Here is a 15,549-nt window from a genome sequence, read left to right as displayed (position 1 = left end):
AAGGAGATGCGTACCACAAAATACCCGACGAATCGGGCATTTACCGCATTGTTCGTCTGTTATGCAGAAAAGGTCAGTAATACTTTGCAGCACTGACGCTGATCTTTTTCGAATATTTCAAGGGCGTCGGTAATATGGTGATAGTCAAACTGATGAGTAATTAACTTTTCAGGATCGATAAATCCCTTTTCCATCCATTCGATGACGGTGGGAAATTTGTGCGCATTCAGTCGCGATGAAAAAATAGAAAGCTCTTTACCGGTAATGCCCTGCTGCGTAATCACGCACGGGTCGCTGGAAAAACCCATTAACACGATACGCGCCGCAGGTGACGCAAGGCCAATGGCTTCCGGGAGAATGGCTGGATGACAGGCCGCGTCAACAATCAGGGTCGGCTTGATTCCTTTTTCTTCGAGCCAGGATTGCAGTGTAAGCTCGCTATTATTCAGGATCACATCAGCGCCGCATGTTTTTGCCATCGCCAGTCGTTCTTCAATACGATCGGCCACAATCACGGTGCCAACGTGATAAACACCTTTTAACGCCTGTAAAGTGGTTAACCCCATCGGACCGGCGCCGTAAATGAGCGCAATATCATTTTCTGTCGGCTCAACCTGTCCGGTAACATTTGCGGCAATCGTAAAAGGTTCAACCATCACGGCGTGACTATCGGGGATCGTCTCCGGAATAACGTAGGCATTCCTGGCTGGCGCAGTCACATATTCACTAAAACCGCCGTCCCGGTGCACGCCTAATACCACTAATGACGTGCAAACATTGGGTTTGCCAATTGAGCAGGGATAGCATTCCCCGCAGCTAATAACCGGATCCAGCGCCACACGTTCACCAATACGGCGCGTATCTACGCCCTCGCCCACTTTATCTATCACACCAAAAACTTCGTGACCGATAACGCGTGGATATTTCGCAAACGGATTATGACCGCGATAAATATGACTGTCCGATCCGCATATTCCGGCGAGTTTAACCCGAACGCGAACGTCTCCTTTTCGCGGTTCGGGTAATTCCCGTTGTTCAATCACCAGATTATTGGGTTGCTGAATAACGACACTTTCCATGCGCTTTCCTTACATCAAATTAGTGATGCAAGAAATTTATTCATTCCTGAACTACCATACAAGCATGGTGATCAAAAAACCGACGGGCGATCACAAAAAAGCGATCTATGTCCGTCCCCATCCCGCAACAATGATCAGCATGCCACACAGCGCAACGACGGCCCCTGTCCAGTCATAAAGACTAAGTTTAACGCCGTCCACTATGCGTAACCATACGAGCGCAGTACATACGTAGACGCCGCCGTAGGCGGCATATACGCGTCCGCTGGCAGCCGGATGGAGCGTCAACAGCCAGACAAACAGGGCCAGAGCAATGCCAGCGGGAACCAACAGCCAGATCGTTGCCCCGCGTTTTAGCCAGAGCCAGGGTAAAAAGCAGCCGACGATTTCACACAACGCCGTGGCAATAAAAAGAAGTGTCGTTTTGATCATGGTTGTCGTTTATTGAGCTGAGGTTAAATCATGATACGCGATAATCGTCGTCGCTTATCCATGACCTTCAGGCGGGTATGCCCTGCGCCGTGATTAGTGTAGAATTTGCCTGCAAGTGATGATTTTATACCCCACTCATGAAAGGAATTTGCCATGAACATTACACTTAGCAAGCGTCTGGGCCTGACGGCAATGCTGCTGCTTGGTGCTGTCGTGTATACCGCGTCTGCTCAGGCTGAGACCAGCAGGCTGGTGATCGAGTCCGGCGACAGCGCGCTGAGCCGTCAGCAAGCGACAATGCAAAAAGAACAATGGAATGACACGCGCAATCTGCGCCAGAAAGTGAATAAACGCGCTGAAAAAGAGTGGGACAAAGCAGATGCCGCTTTTGATAACCGCGACAGCTGTGAGCAAAGCGCTAATCTCAATGCGTACTGGGAACCGAATACCCTGCGCTGTCTGGACCGCCGTACTGGCCGGGTTATCGCGCCTTAATGTCGTGATGCGAAAAGACGCTAAGGAATCGGTATGACAAGCGCCCTCAGTGTAAAGTTGCGCCCGCTGGAGCGTGAAGATTTACGTTTCGTCCATCAACTCGACAATAACGCCAGCGTAATGCGTTACTGGTTCGAAGAACCTTACGAGGCATTCGTTGAGTTGTCGGATCTCTACGACAAGCACATTCACGATCAAAGTGAACGCCGGTTTGTCGTGGAGTGCGATGGCCAGAAAGCCGGACTGGTTGAACTGGTGGAGATTAACCACGTCCACCGCAGAGCCGAGTTTCAGATCATTATTTCCCCGGAATTTCAGGGTAAAGGACTTGCCTCACGCGCGGCCAGGCTGGCGATGGACTACGGATTTACCGTACTTAACCTGTATAAACTGTATTTAATCGTTGATAAAGAAAATGAAAAAGCGATTCATATCTACCGTAAGCTGGGCTTTATGGTGGAAGGCGAGCTAATCCATGAGTTTTTCATCAACGGCGAATACCGCAACACCATACGAATGTGTATTTTCCAGCATCAGTATCTCACGGAACTGAAAACGTCCGCACCCGCCATGTTGAAACCGACCGCGCAGTAAACGCTGCGCGGCAGCGTCAGTAATAATCGATGGTATTTTTAATGGTGTAGTTATGCTCAACGGCGGGCTTGACGCTTTGATCGATAATCACCAGCGTGCAATCTGTAGGATTGGCGTGACTGTCGTAGTCGCAGGTCTGCTTCACATTGCCTAACGGGCGATCGTTCAGCAGACTTACTGCCGTATAGTCGAGCTTCTTACGCGGGTCCGATGAAGGTTTCGCTTCCACCGATAATGTCTGATCTTTCGTCACGGTGGTTTTACCCAGTGGATACCCTTCGGAATCATAGCGATAATGTACTTTCATCTCTTTACCAACGGCGGTGACAATAAACCCATTGTCATCGGTGTCCCAGACCACACCCGCAGAGGGCAGCTCCGCTAGCTGGCATTTCCCTTGCAGGCGCACCCGCTTTTCCAGCGTTTCCGCGTCGCGGTAATAATTAGCATCCAGAACAAGGGCAACGGCGGTATTATTTTCCAGGTCGTGCAACTCCAGCGTATCAAAGCAGCCTTCCTCAGAAAGCGAGCCATTTACCCGTTTCGCCACTTCGCCCTTTTCATTGAGTAATGTCTGGCTGAAGTCTTTCACCGGGCCCCGCAGCGGGTCAAAGTCGAACTCATTTGAGAAGCTGGCCATTTCAGGCGTAAAAGAAAGCGGCAGCGTGTTATTGTCGCATCCTGCCAGCACAAGGCCGCAAAGCAAAAAAAGGCACTGTTTTTTCACACATTCCCCGTCAACCATGGATGATTCCCAATCATATTAGCAAATACAGTTATTTACACTAAGGGTGCTATGCTTATTTTAGCGCATCTCATAAAAGGAGCAGATGATGAAAGTCACCCGAGGAATACTGACGTGTTTATTGTTGAGCGCGTCCCCGCTGGTTTTTGCGGTTCCGAACTCGTGCGAACGCGTTAAAAGCGATATTGAACAGCGCATCATTAATAACGGCGTGCCGGAAGCGAATTTTACGCTCAGCATTGTGCCAAACGATCAGGCTGACCAGCCGGATTCCCAGGTCGTCGGACATTGCGCCAACGACACCCACAAAATTCTGTATACCCGCACCAGCAGCGGCAATGCACCGGCAAATACTGCGCCTTCGCAGGATGGCGCCAGCGCCGAACCGCAATAATGCGACCCGATGTTACCCGCCTTTCCCGGTGGGTAACGTCCTTTTGATTTGGATTAATACCCGCCGCGCCTGAACAGGTACACTCTCGCCCACTGATGCACGCATCGTGCAATACACCTGCATTGTTGGATACTGTTAATGACTGAATTTACGCAACGTGACGATTTCGCCATGACGGCGCGGGTACTGGGCGCGCTGTTTTACTATGCGCCGGACAGCAATGAGGCCGCGCCGCTGGTCGCATTATTAAAAACAGAAGAGTGGCAGGCCCAGTGGCCGCTGCCCGCGCATAAGCTCGCGCCTCTCGGTCAGTTGCTTCAGCGCGACGCGGAAGAAACGCTGGCGCAGGCATGGCAGCGTCTGTTTGTCGGACCTTACGCGCTGCCTTCGCCACCGTGGGGTTCCGTCTGGCTGGATCGTGAAAATGTGCTGTTTGGTGATTCCACGCTGGCCCTGCGCCAGTGGATGCGCGACAACGGGATTCACTTTGCGATGCAGCAAAATGAGCCGGAAGATCATTTTGGCGCCTTGTTGCTTCTCGCCGCCTGGCTGGCAGAAAACGGGCGCCATACGCAGTGCGCCGAACTGCTGGCGTGGCATCTGTTGCCATGGTCGTCGCGCTTTCTCGATGTTTTTATCGACAATGTCGGACATCCGTTTTACCAGGCCGTCGGCGAGCTGGCGCGTATGACCCTTGCCGACTGGCAGTCGACGCTGATCGTACCGGTGGCAGTGAAAAAACTGTATCGGTGAGCACAAATCCTCACTTTACGCTGGCCGGAAAGCAGAAGGATGGCGCTTCCGGCATAACACAATTGTGACAACGTCACTTTTTATTGCCGCTTTTAAGACAATTCTTTACAGAGCGAACCACCCGTTGCGCCATAAGGCCTGATCCCCCTTACAGATCAGCAGCCTGGTTCACTTTTTACGCCGTCTGACTGGCGGCCTTCTCCCCCTGTTGCTATAGCTCAAAACACCCTGCCGATACATGGCATAACAACACGCAGCGGCAACCCGCTGCCATAACGCATGCAAACAGGGAGACACACCGCAATGCACACTTCCGCGTTAAAACGCGTCGCCGCCTTCACTTTCGCCATTATCATTGTGCTGGCGCTGGTGGTCTGGGGAGTCGGCCTCGACACGCTTCAGGCCCGACAGGTCGATCTGCTGTATCTCGGTAAACAGCACCTGTTCTTAGTGTTCAGTTCAATGTTTTTGGCTCTGCTGGTGGGGATCCCGAGCGGCATTTTACTGAGTCGTCCAGCCGCCAAAGGCATTGCCGAATACGTCATGCAGATCTTTAATGTCGGCAACACCCTGCCTCCGCTGGCTGTGCTGGCGCTCGCCATGGTGATTATCGGCATCGGCGATATTCCGGCGATCGTCGCGCTGTTCCTGGCTTCGCTGTTGCCCATCGTTCGTAACACCTACGCGGGCCTCTGCTCCGTCCCGGCCTCGCTGATTGAAGCAGCGAACGGCATTGGCATGACCAAATGGCAGCGGTTGTGGCAGGTGGAATTGCCGAACGCATGGCCGGTCATGCTTTCAGGGATCCGGATCGCCACGGCCATTAACGTCGGTACCGCCCCGCTGGCCTTTCTGATTGGCGCCAGCAGCTACGGCGAGCTGATCTTCCCTGGTATTTACCTGAACGACTTCCCGACGCTTATTCTGGGCGCGACCGCCACGGCGCTTTTCGCCCTGATCCTCGACAGCCTGCTCGCATGGCTTGGCCGGGCCCTGAGTCCGCACACGGCCTGAAGACAATGATAAGAACATGGAGCGCTAAATGAAGATTAAAAGACACCTGTTGGGCTGGCTTGCCTGCGTGCTGATTTTCAGCGCGCAGGCGCAAGCCGCCCCGATCGTCCTCGCCACGAAAGGCTTTACCGAGCAGCACATTCTGTCGGCGATGACGGTGCTGTATCTGCAAAAGAAAGGCTTTCAGGTTGAGCCTCGCACCAATATTGCGGCCGTGATTTCGCGTAACGCCATGGTCAACAACCAGATTGATGTGACCTGGGAATATACCGGCACTTCGCTGATCATTTTTAACCGTATCGATAAACGGATGACGCCGCAGGAGTCCTACGACACGGTGAAGCGGTTGGATGCAGAGAAAGGTCTGGTCTGGCTGAAACCCGCCGATATGAATAATACCTACGCCTTTGCCATGCAGCGCAAGCGCGCCGAGGCGGAAAACATCACCACGATGTCCCAAATGGTGGCGAAAATTGACCACATTCGCCAGACCGATCCGGATAAAAACTGGCTACTGGGCCTCGACCTTGAATTTGCCGGTCGTAGCGACGGTATGAAACCTTTACAGCAGGCTTACCAGATGAATCTGGACCGCCCACAGATCCGGCAGATGGATCCTGGTCTTGTCTATAACGCCGTTCGCGATGGTTTTGTTGACGCAGGCCTGGTGTATACCACCGATGGGCGAGTAAAAGGGTTCGATCTGAAAGTTCTGGAAGACGACAAAGGCTTTTTCCCCAGCTACGCGGTCACCCCGGTGGTGCGCAAACCGATTCTTGATGCCAACCCGGGACTGGAAGAGGCGCTGAATACCCTTTCCGCTCTACTGAACAATGACGTAATAAGTACGCTCAATGCGAAAGTGGATATCGATCATCAGTCGCCTCAGCAGGTCGCGCGTGAATTCCTGCAACAGAAAAAGCTGCTGTAAGGAGCCAATATGGACACGATTCATTTCATGATTGATAACGCGGGCTATCTCGCCAGCCTTACCTTCCAGCATTTATGGCTGGTGCTGTTGGCCGTCGGCCTGGCAATAGTGATTGGCGTACCGCTGGGCGTGCTGATTGTTCGCCACAAATGGCTGGCCACGCCGGTTCTCAGCTTCGCGACCCTGATGCTCACCATCCCGTCTATTGCGCTGTTTGGCTTAATGATCCCGCTCTTTTCGCTGATCGGTCAGGGAATCGGCGCGTTACCCGCCGTTACCGCGGTATTCCTCTATTCATTGCTGCCAATCGTGCGCAATACCCATACGGCGCTGGACAGTCTGCCGCCGGGGCTGCGTGAGGCCGGTCGCGGTATCGGCATGACCTTCTGGCAGCGCCTGCGCTGGGTTGAAATTCCGATGGCGCTACCGGTGATATTTGGCGGTATTCGCACCGCTGTGGTCATGAACATCGGCGTAATGGCGATCGCCGCCGTGATTGGCGCGGGCGGTCTGGGCTTACTGTTATTAAACGGTATCGGCGGCAGCGATATTCGCATGCTGATCGCCGGTGCGTTGTTGATTTGTATTTTAGCGATTGTGCTGGACTGGCTACTGCATCGCCTGCAGGTCGTTCTGACACCAAAGGGGATTCGATAATGATAAAACTGGAAAACCTCACCAAACAATTTTCCCAGAAGAAGGGCCAACCGCTGAAGGCGGTAGATAACGTTAATCTGAACGTTCCGGAAGGCGAAATGTGCGTTCTGCTGGGGCCGTCAGGCTGTGGCAAAACCACCACGCTGAAAATGATTAACCGCCTGATCACGCCCAGCAGCGGTAATATCTTGATCAACGGCGAAGACACCAGCGGAATGGATACTGTCACCTTGCGCCGCAATATTGGCTACGTGATCCAGCAAATCGGCCTGTTCCCGAACATGACGATTGAAGAGAACATCACCGTGGTGCCGAGGATGCTGGGCTGGGACAAGGCCCGCTGTCAACGACGCGCGGAGGAGTTAATGGATATGGTGGCAATGGATGCGAAGAAATTTCTCCACCGCTATCCAAAAGAGATGTCCGGGGGGCAGCAGCAGCGTATCGGCGTGATCCGCGCGCTGGCAGCCGATCCGCCGGTACTGCTGATGGATGAACCGTTTGGCGCCGTTGACCCCATTAACCGGGAAGTGATCCAAAACCAGTTTCTGGAAATGCAGCGCGCGTTGAAAAAGACCGTTATGCTGGTGAGTCATGATATTGATGAAGCCCTGAAGCTCGGCGATCGGATCGCGGTTTTTCGGCAGGGGCGAATCGTCCAGTGCGCCAGCCCGGATGAACTGCTGGCGAAGCCGGCTAACGAGTTTGTCGGCTCGTTTGTCGGCCAGGACCGAACGCTTAAACGTCTGCTGTTGGTTTCAGCGGGGGATGTCACCGATCAGCAGCCGACGCTGACGGCACGTCCCACTACCCCGCTGCAGGAGGCCTTTGCCATCATGGACGATAACGATATTCGCGCGATCACCGTGGTGGATGCCGACGGAAAACCCGTGGGCTTCGTTAAGCGCCGGGAAGCGCGGAACGCCACCGGGGTCTGTTCGGATATCATTCATCCCTTCCGCATCACCGGAAAGGCGGAAGATAACCTGCGTATCGTGCTGTCGCGTCTGTACGAGAGTAACACCAGTTGGATGCCCATTGTCGATGAAGACGGCCGCTACAACGGTGAAATTTCCCAGGACTATATTGCCGATTACCTGAGTTCGGGACGCACCCGCCGGGCGTTGAACATCCACGACAGTCATTAACCGCGTAGCCTGACAGAGGGTTGCTGATCAGGCTACCCCTTTTCGCACTCACGGCTTTGCTTCTGTGCCCTTTTCCCCGCAAAATAGACGGTTTCAGACTTCCTGTAACCGTTTATGCATCGTCTCCATGCCTGGCCCGATCTACGCGCCATGTTTCGCCGCCTGTGCTTTGCCGCCCTCGTGGGCATCTTCGCCGCGCTGGCGGTTGCCTGCTTCCGTCATGCCATGCTATTGCTGGAATGGGTATTTCTCAGCAATGACAGCGGCAGTCTGGTCAACGCCGCGACGGGTCTGTCGCCCTGGCGACGCGTCCTGACGCCAGCGCTGGGAGGACTGGCGGCCGGTTTGCTGCTGTGGGGATGGCAAAAGCGCAGCCAGTTGCGACCGCACGCGCCCACTGACTATATGGAAGCCCTGCAAACCGACGGTCGGTTTGATTATGGCGCGAGCTTAATCAAATCCCTGGCTTCGCTACTGGTGGTCGCCAGCGGTAGCGCGATTGGTCGTGAAGGGGCGATGATTTTGTTGGCCGCGCTGGCGGCCTCCTGCTTTGCCCGCCGGTTCGCGCCTCAGCACGAGTGGAAATTGTGGATCGCCTGCGGCGCGGCGGCAGGTATGGCCAGCGCGTATCACGCCCCGCTGGCGGGCAGCCTGTTTATTGCGGAAGTCCTGTTTGGTACGTTGATGCTGGCGTCCCTCGGTCCGGTCGTTGTTTCCGCCGTGGTAGCGCTGCTGATCACCCATGCGCTGAACGGGGGTAACGATGTGCTCTACACGGTTCATCTGTCGCGGTCGCTGCATCTTACCGAGTACGGACTGATCGTCAGCACAGGCCTGCTTGCCGGTCTTTGCGGTCCCCTGTTGATGGGGTTGATGTCTGCCAGCCACCGCGCATTTCTTCTGCTCAAACTGTCACCGCCGTTGCAGCTGGCGCTGGGCGGGCTCATCGTCGGCTTACTTTCCCTGCTCACGCCAACGGTATGGGGCAACGGCTACAGCGTGGTGCAGTCATTTCTGATTTCGCCGCCGCTGATGGCGGTTGTCATGGGGATTTTTCTTTGCAAGCTGCTCGCGGTGCTGGCCAGCAGCGGTTCCGGCGCGCCTGGCGGCGTATTCACCCCGACGCTGTTTATCGGCCTGGCCGTAGGGATGTTTGTTGGACGCATTTGGGGAATGTGGCTTCCCGGTTCCGACGAACTGGCGGTCTTGTTAGGCTTAACGGGAATGGCGACGCTGCTGGCAGCGACAACGCATGCGCCCGTAATGTCGGCGCTGATGATTTGTGAAATGACCGGAGAGTATCGACTGCTCCCCGGCTTGTTGATAGCCTGTGTACTGGCCTCGGTGCTGTCGCGAACCTTACGCCACGACTCGATCTACCGCCAGCACGCTGCCGAGCATTGACAGGCGAATGTACTGACCCAGTTCTCGCTGCTCAGCGCGCGGCAGATAAGGCAGCTCGCCAATCAGCGGCGCGGGCAGTTTTTTGCTCAGCACGTCGATAATTTCGGCGTAGTGCGCGAGGCCCGGATTGATGCGGTTTGCGACCCAGCCGATCAGCGGTAAGCCGTCATTGGCGATCGCCTGGGCTGTCAGCAGCGCATGGTTGATACACCCTTCCTGAATGCCCACCACCATCAGTACCGGAAGCTGTTCCTGAACCACCCATTCGGAGAGCGGGCGCAGATCGTTCATCAGGCTGCGCCAGCCGCCGGTGCCTTCTACCACAACGTGATCGACCTTTTCAGTCAGGCTGGCCAGCCCGTCAGAAATCAGGGTGTAATTGATGGGACAACTGTGGGCGACGCTGCTTTCATCTTCGCTCAGCGCGATGGGATTCACCGCTTCATAGGGCAAGTCCAGCGTAGAGACGCTCTGCAGCACCAACGCGTCTTTATTGCGCAGACCGTCCGGGGTCTCTTTACTGCCCTTGGCGACAGGCTTATAGCCAGCCACGCTTTTACCACCCGACGCTAACGCTTGTAGTAATGCGCGGGAAACCACCGTCTTCCCAACAGAAGTGTCTGTACCTGTAATAAAGAAACGCTTCAGCATCACTAACTCCACCGTTATGCTTCGAAAATATAAGCCAGGAAAATAATACAGTAGAGAAAGTCTAAGGTATGCCAGAATAGCTCAGCTTGCGTTAGCGCAAATTTTGGTAGATCAAATCAAAAATGTTAACCCTGTAATAGACGAATCAGTAAAGAACCGTTATACATCGCGTCTTTTACCAGTGCGGCGCCGGCCATGGTGCCCTGATTAGAAAACTGCGTACTCTCGACAACCATATTTTTGCTGTAGGCAGGTAGCGCCTGTTGCCGAATGCTGTCTGCGATGGCCGGAAACAGCACATCAGCGGCTTTGCTCAGCGGCGAGCCAATCAGTATTTTTTGCGGGTTAAATAAATTCACCATGATCGCCAAAATGCGCCCCACATGGGCCCCGACGCCCGCGATAATATCTTTTGCCAGTAGATCGCCCTGTAGCGCGGCCTGACACAGTGAATCCACGGTGAGCGGCTGCCCGTGCAGCGTGGAACTCATCGACTGCCCCAGACGAAGCTGGGCCAGCTCAAGTACGCTCTCGATACTGGCGATGGTTTCCAGACAACCGTGGTTGCCGCAGTAGCAACGTTTACCGTAAGGGTCGACCTGTGTATGCCCGATCTCCACCAGGCTACTGCTCCCTGCGTGTAGCAAATGCCCGTCGGTGATGACCCCTGCGCCAACGTTATGGTCAATGACCACCTGAATCACATCGCGCGCGCCGCGAGACGCGCCAAACAGAGCTTCCGCCATCGTCCATGCGCTAATGTCATGCTGAATGTACACCGGCACTCCGGTGTGTTGTTCAAGCGCTTCCCCCAGCGGCATCTCTTTCACATCTTCATAAAAGGGCATCCGGTGCACGATACCGTTTTCGGTATCGATAATGCCAGGCAGAGTAATGGCGATAGAGGTCAGGCGTTCGAGCAACTGCTGATGACGGATGAAAAACTGGTCGATCAACGTGATGATACGTTCGAGTAACGGCTGTTCGTCGTCAAGCGGCAGTTCCAGACACTCTTCGACGACCAGCTTACTGCTGAGATCGCGTAATGCGAGAAAGATTTCGCCCCGGCTGATACGCAGAGATAAATAGTGCCAGGCCTCGGTCTCCACCACCAGCCCTACCGCGGGTCGGCCCCGGCTTCCGGCCTCTTTGATTTCCAGTTCCTGAACCAAATGCGCTTCCAGCATTTCACGGACAATTTTGGTGATACTGGCTGGCGCAAGCTGCGCGAGACGAGAAAGGTCGATACGCGATACCGGCCCCAGCTGATCAATCAGGCGATAAACCGCGCCCGCATTGGTCTGCTTTATTTGATCGATGTGCCCAGGCTGACTATCAGCAACCACCTCTGACTCCCTTTATTTTCGCGCTCCGAAATAATCTGTAGGCTATGGTGAAGTACTTCAATACGCAACGTCAACTTTTTACTTAGCCGTGTGATTTACCGCACATTTTTAGCCGTTATTAAATTAATTTAAGCGCTTCTCACTGCCTGAAGTAACTGCTGGCGAAAACGGATCGCTGCCTGACTGTGTTCACGGTGGCAGGACCAGACCAGCCACATTTCGGAAACGGCATCTTCTTCCGCCAGCGGCACCCAGCACATTTCATTAAGCTGCACCTTTTTGAACGACGCCGGAAGAATGGAGACACCTAAACCTGCGGCAACCAGGCCGATGATGGTCATCGCTTCCCCCACCTCCTGCGTAATGACCGGAGAAAGATTATAGCGGCGCATTAACCCGAGAATGTCGTCATAAAGGCCGGTGCCAACATGCGGGTCGAAAAAGACAAACGGCTCTTTTGCCAGTTCCGCTAATGTCACCACGGGCTTTTGCGCCAGTCGGTGCGCGCGCGGAATCATGGCCATTAAAGGTTCATGCAAGATCACTTCGTATTGTAACGTTTCCGGTAGCGGCGTGTTGCGCATGAGCCCCAACTCCAGCGCCCCTTCGCCAAGCGGCGTGAGCTGCTCGCGAGTATTCATCTCCCGGGTCTGAAGGTGCACGTCAGGATAATGCTGGCGGAACAGGGACAGCGTATCGGAGACGGCGCGGATAAACGGCGCAGAGGAGGTAAAGCCGATGCGTAACTCCCCCGCTTCTCCCTGATGGAGCCGCGCCGCGCGAGCGGCGGCATCGTCCACTTGCGCAAGGATCTGACGGCTGTCAGCGAGGAATTGCTTGCCCGCCGCGGTCAGCGCCACGCTGCGATTGGTACGCGCCAGCAGTCGCGCGCCAACATGCTGTTCCAGCATCTGAATTTGCTGACTTAGCGGCGGCTGCGAAATATTCAGACGGGCGGCGGCGCGTCCAAAGTGAAGTTCTTCTGCAACAGCAACGAAATAGCGCAGATGACGTAACTCAATATTCATATCTTTAACATATTATTTGAGATAATTAATATATTAGACAGAATATTGAGATTTTCCTACCCTAATCATCAGGGTTGCGCCCGTCCCTTTTCGTCACGGGGCTATTGAGCAAGGATTTCAAGTGAGTCGTACAACTACGGTCAGTGACGCGTCGGCAGGCGACATTGAACCACAGCGCATTTCTCAGCCGGTTCAGTTTATCAAACGGGGGACATCCTCCTTCATGCGCGTCACGCTGGCGCTGTTCTCGGCAGGTCTGGCGACCTTTGCCCTGCTTTATTGCGTACAGCCTATTCTTCCCGTGCTCTCTCACGAGTTTGGCGTGTCGCCTGCAAGCAGCAGTATTTCACTGTCGATCTCTACCGGAATGCTGGCCGTTGGCCTCTTGTTTACCGGTCCATTGTCAGACGCGATTGGCCGTAAGCCGGTAATGGTTACCGCCCTGCTGCTGGCCTCCTGCTGTACGTTGCTGTCAACCCTAATGACAAGCTGGCACGGCATTCTGATCATGCGTGCGCTGATTGGTCTTTCGCTCAGCGGCGTGGCGGCGGTTGGGATGACCTATCTGAGCGAAGAGATTCACCCCAGTTTTGTCGCTTTTTCCATGGGGCTCTATATCAGCGGAAACTCCATCGGCGGAATGAGTGGGCGCTTGATCAGCGGTGTGGTAACAGACTTTTTCAGCTGGCGTATTGCGCTGGCCGCGATTGGCTGTTTCGCCCTCGCGTCAGCCCTGATGTTCTGGAAAATCCTGCCGGAATCGCGCCATTTCCGCCCGACCTCTTTACGGCCTAAGTCGCTGTTTATCAACTTTCGCCTGCACTGGCGTGACCGCGGGCTGCCGCTGCTGTTCGCGGAAGGCTTTTTGTTGATGGGATCCTTTGTCACCCTGTTTAACTACATTGGCTATCGGCTGATGCTGTCCCCCTGGGAACTGAGTCAGGCGGTGGTCGGCCTGCTGTCGGTCGCCTACCTGACCGGCACCTGGAGTTCGCCGAAGGCGGGCGCCATGACCGTCCGCTACGGGCGAGGTCCGGTCATGGTGGTTTCTACGGGCGTAATGCTGGTTGGCCTGTTGATGACCCTCTTCAGTTCACTCTGGTTGATTTTCACCGGTATGCTGCTCTTTTCCGCCGGATTTTTCGCCGCCCACTCAGTGGCAAGCAGTTGGATCGGTCCGCGCGCCCGCCGCGCAAAAGGTCAGGCGTCGTCTCTGTATCTGTTCAGCTACTATGTAGGATCAAGCATCGCCGGGACGCTGGGCGGCGTATTCTGGCACAATTACGGCTGGAACGGCGTCGGTGGGTTTATCGCTATTATGCTGGTGCTGGCGATTGTTGTCGGTCTGCGCCTGCATCGCCGTCTGCACGTTTGACCTGGTAGAATTATTTCGGTTGGCGCTGTACATAGGGTTACACGCCGATACCAATGACTCACGGACGTCCTCGATTATCAGCGATAAAGTATTTTCAACGGCCCCGCAGTGGGGTTGAATGAAAAACCAAATCGAGGGTATGAAAATGAAAAACGTATTAGCTCTGGTTGTTGCCGCTGCTATGGGTCTGTCTTCCGCCGCGTTTGCGGCAGAGACGGCAACCTCTCCCGCTCCGGCAACGCAAAGCGCTCCGGCAAAAACCACTCATACTAAAAAGCATCACAAAGCGGCCCCACAGAAAGCGCCAGAGCAAAAAGCGCAAGCGGCTAAAAAACACAGCAAAAAAACCGCCACGCATCAAGCCGCTAAACCGGCTGCCCAGCCTGCAGCATAATTCCCGTTAAAACGTCGGCGCGCCCCTTTGCGCTAACGTATGCTGGCGCTGGACGCCCTGTTCAGCGCCTTTCTTCGGAGGGCTTCAGCGTGGGTCGTTATCGTTTTGAGGTCATTCTTATTTCATTAATTTTCTGCGCGCTTATTGCTATCCGCTTCTGGTTCGCCTGATCGTAGTTCGCTGATTTTGCTCTCACTTCTCCGTCGTTACGTCTATAGTATTTACTGAGGGTTTTCTTTTAATAATCATAATTACCCACCAGAGTGTGATATGCGTAAAACCGTTGCTGTATTACTGGGCTCGTTTTGTTTTACATCGGGTATGGCGTATGCGGACAAACCTGATGCGCAAACCGATACCAGTGAAGTCAAAACGCTATTTTTCGGTCAGGACGATCGTGTTCCGGTTGAGGATCCAACCGATGCGCCGTGGGATGCGATTGGCCAACTCGAAACCGCCAGCGGCAATCTTTGCACCGCCACGCTTATCTCGCCACACCTGGCGCTCACTGCCGGACATTGTTTATTAACCCCGCCCAGAGGCACACCGGATAAAGCCGTCGTGCTGCGTTTTGTGTCCAAAAAAGGGATTTGGCGTTACGAAATTCACGGGATTGAAGGTCGGGTTGATCCGGGGCTGGGTAAGCGTCTGAAAGCCGATGGCGATGGCTGGATTGTCCCCCCTGCCGCGGCATCATGGGATTTTGGTCTGATCGTACTGCGTTATCCCCCCTCAGGCATCACCCCATTACCTTTATTCGACGGGGATAAAGACGCCCTGACCGCAGCGCTGAAAGAAGCCGGACGTAAAGTCACCCAGTCAGGCTATCCGGAAGATCATCTCAACACGCTTTATTCCCATCAGGACTGTATCGTCACCGGCTGGGCGCAAAAGGCGGTGTTGTCGCATCAGTGTGATACCCTTCCCGGTGACAGCGGTTCTCCTCTGATGCTTAAAACGGCGACGGGCTGGCAGCTCATTGGCGTACAGAGTTCAGCCCCTGCGGCTAAAGACCGCTGGCGGGCCGATAATCGCGCCATTTCGGTGACCGGCTTTCGCGATAAGCTGGATGCGCTGGCTGAACAGCCATAAGACAACGCCGCCCGCGC

The 15,549-nt window shown here is 54.6% G+C and carries 18 protein-coding genes; 12 read left to right on the top strand and 6 right to left on the bottom strand.

Annotated features, from left to right (window positions below):
• Positions 1-59: 59 nt before the first annotated feature.
• On the bottom strand, positions 60-1,079 hold the full coding sequence (locus OOJ60_RS04265; protein WP_205611990.1) for a Zn-dependent oxidoreductase: 1,020 nt from the start codon (positions 1,077-1,079) through the stop codon (positions 60-62).
• Between the two features lie 105 nt (positions 1,080-1,184).
• Positions 1,185-1,511, bottom strand: coding sequence for a YnfA family protein (locus OOJ60_RS04260; protein ID WP_205611989.1), 327 nt, complete (start codon positions 1,509-1,511; stop codon positions 1,185-1,187).
• Positions 1,512-1,664: 153 nt separating this feature from the next.
• Between OOJ60_RS04260 and OOJ60_RS04255 the strand changes: the two genes are divergently transcribed.
• Both OOJ60_RS04255 and speG read left to right on the top strand, forming a co-directional pair.
• On the top strand, positions 1,665-2,006 hold the full coding sequence (locus OOJ60_RS04255) for a DUF1283 family protein (RefSeq protein WP_181823213.1): 342 nt from the start codon (positions 1,665-1,667) through the stop codon (positions 2,004-2,006).
• A 33-nt stretch (positions 2,007-2,039) separates the two neighbouring features.
• Entirely contained in the window at positions 2,040-2,600 is a 561-nt protein-coding gene (speG, locus tag OOJ60_RS04250; RefSeq protein WP_042282890.1) for a spermidine N1-acetyltransferase, read from the top strand.
• Between the two features lie 16 nt (positions 2,601-2,616).
• On the opposite strand, the gene OOJ60_RS04245 is transcribed toward speG, so the two are convergent.
• Entirely contained in the window at positions 2,617-3,345 is a 729-nt protein-coding gene (locus OOJ60_RS04245) for a YnfC family lipoprotein (RefSeq protein ID WP_042282888.1), read from the bottom strand.
• Positions 3,346-3,433: 88 nt separating this feature from the next.
• Between OOJ60_RS04245 and OOJ60_RS04240 the strand changes: the two genes are divergently transcribed.
• From OOJ60_RS04240 to clcB, 7 genes are all read left to right on the top strand, one after another.
• A complete protein-coding gene (locus OOJ60_RS04240) occupies positions 3,434-3,739 on the top strand; it encodes a DUF1161 domain-containing protein (protein WP_042282886.1) in 306 nt (101 codons plus the stop codon).
• A gap of 138 nt (positions 3,740-3,877) precedes the next feature.
• A complete protein-coding gene (gene dmsD, locus OOJ60_RS04235; RefSeq protein ID WP_205611988.1) occupies positions 3,878-4,492 on the top strand; it encodes a Tat proofreading chaperone DmsD in 615 nt (204 codons plus the stop codon).
• 303 nt (positions 4,493-4,795) lie between these two features.
• A complete protein-coding gene (osmY, locus tag OOJ60_RS04230; protein WP_042282882.1) occupies positions 4,796-5,506 on the top strand; it encodes an osmoprotectant ABC transporter permease OsmY in 711 nt (236 codons plus the stop codon).
• Positions 5,507-5,534: 28 nt separating this feature from the next.
• A complete protein-coding gene (osmX, locus tag OOJ60_RS04225) occupies positions 5,535-6,437 on the top strand; it encodes an osmoprotectant ABC transporter substrate-binding protein OsmX (protein ID WP_060569730.1) in 903 nt (300 codons plus the stop codon).
• Between the two features lie 9 nt (positions 6,438-6,446).
• Positions 6,447-7,094, top strand: a complete 648-nt coding sequence (gene osmW, locus OOJ60_RS04220) for an osmoprotectant ABC transporter permease OsmW (protein WP_042282879.1) — start codon at positions 6,447-6,449, stop codon at positions 7,092-7,094.
• The gene (osmV, locus tag OOJ60_RS04215; protein WP_042282877.1) at positions 7,094-8,242 is read left to right on the top strand and encodes an osmoprotectant ABC transporter ATP-binding protein OsmV; all 1,149 of its coding nucleotides are present in this window, start codon (positions 7,094-7,096) and stop codon (positions 8,240-8,242) included. The genes osmW and osmV overlap by 1 nt, the downstream gene beginning before the upstream one ends.
• A 114-nt stretch (positions 8,243-8,356) precedes the next feature.
• Positions 8,357-9,646, top strand: a complete 1,290-nt coding sequence (gene clcB / locus OOJ60_RS04210; RefSeq protein WP_205611987.1) for a voltage-gated ClC-type chloride channel ClcB — start codon at positions 8,357-8,359, stop codon at positions 9,644-9,646.
• Here the strand turns inward: clcB and bioD are convergent.
• The 3 genes from bioD to OOJ60_RS04195 all read right to left on the bottom strand — a co-directional run bounded on the left by bioD (position 9,602) and on the right by OOJ60_RS04195 (position 12,671).
• A complete protein-coding gene (gene bioD, locus OOJ60_RS04205) occupies positions 9,602-10,297 on the bottom strand; it encodes a dethiobiotin synthase (protein ID WP_042282874.1) in 696 nt (231 codons plus the stop codon). The two genes, clcB and bioD, sit on opposite strands and share 45 nt — an antisense overlap.
• 125 nt (positions 10,298-10,422) lie before the next feature.
• Positions 10,423-11,643, bottom strand: a complete 1,221-nt coding sequence (gene mlc / locus OOJ60_RS04200; RefSeq protein ID WP_042282872.1) for a sugar metabolism global transcriptional regulator Mlc — start codon at positions 11,641-11,643, stop codon at positions 10,423-10,425.
• A gap of 128 nt (positions 11,644-11,771) precedes the next feature.
• Entirely contained in the window at positions 11,772-12,671 is a 900-nt protein-coding gene (locus OOJ60_RS04195) for a LysR family transcriptional regulator (RefSeq protein WP_205611986.1), read from the bottom strand.
• 121 nt (positions 12,672-12,792) lie between these two features.
• Here OOJ60_RS04195 and OOJ60_RS04190 point away from each other — a divergent pair, with 121 nt between their 5' ends.
• The 3 genes from OOJ60_RS04190 to OOJ60_RS04180 all read left to right on the top strand — a co-directional run bounded on the left by OOJ60_RS04190 (position 12,793) and on the right by OOJ60_RS04180 (position 15,532).
• Positions 12,793-14,046 (top strand): MFS transporter, encoded by a 1,254-nt coding sequence (locus tag OOJ60_RS04190; protein ID WP_060569726.1) that lies wholly within the window; start codon positions 12,793-12,795, stop codon positions 14,044-14,046.
• 145 nt (positions 14,047-14,191) lie between these two features.
• Positions 14,192-14,440: an acid resistance repetitive basic protein Asr gene (gene asr / locus OOJ60_RS04185; RefSeq protein WP_148365357.1), complete on the top strand. Its 249-nt coding sequence runs from the start codon at positions 14,192-14,194 to the stop codon at positions 14,438-14,440.
• Between the two features lie 270 nt (positions 14,441-14,710).
• Positions 14,711-15,532 carry a trypsin-like serine peptidase gene (locus tag OOJ60_RS04180; RefSeq protein WP_205611985.1) on the top strand — a complete coding sequence of 274 codons (822 nt, stop codon included), beginning with the start codon at positions 14,711-14,713 and terminating at the stop codon, positions 15,530-15,532.
• Positions 15,533-15,549 lie beyond the last annotated feature (17 nt).

Source organism: Citrobacter sp. R4 (assembly GCF_026719175.1).
Taxonomy (GTDB): Bacteria; Pseudomonadota; Gammaproteobacteria; order Enterobacterales; family Enterobacteriaceae; genus Citrobacter_A; species Citrobacter_A sedlakii.
Note: the sequence above shows the minus strand (reverse complement) of the source record. Positions and strands in the feature narration are given on the sequence as shown.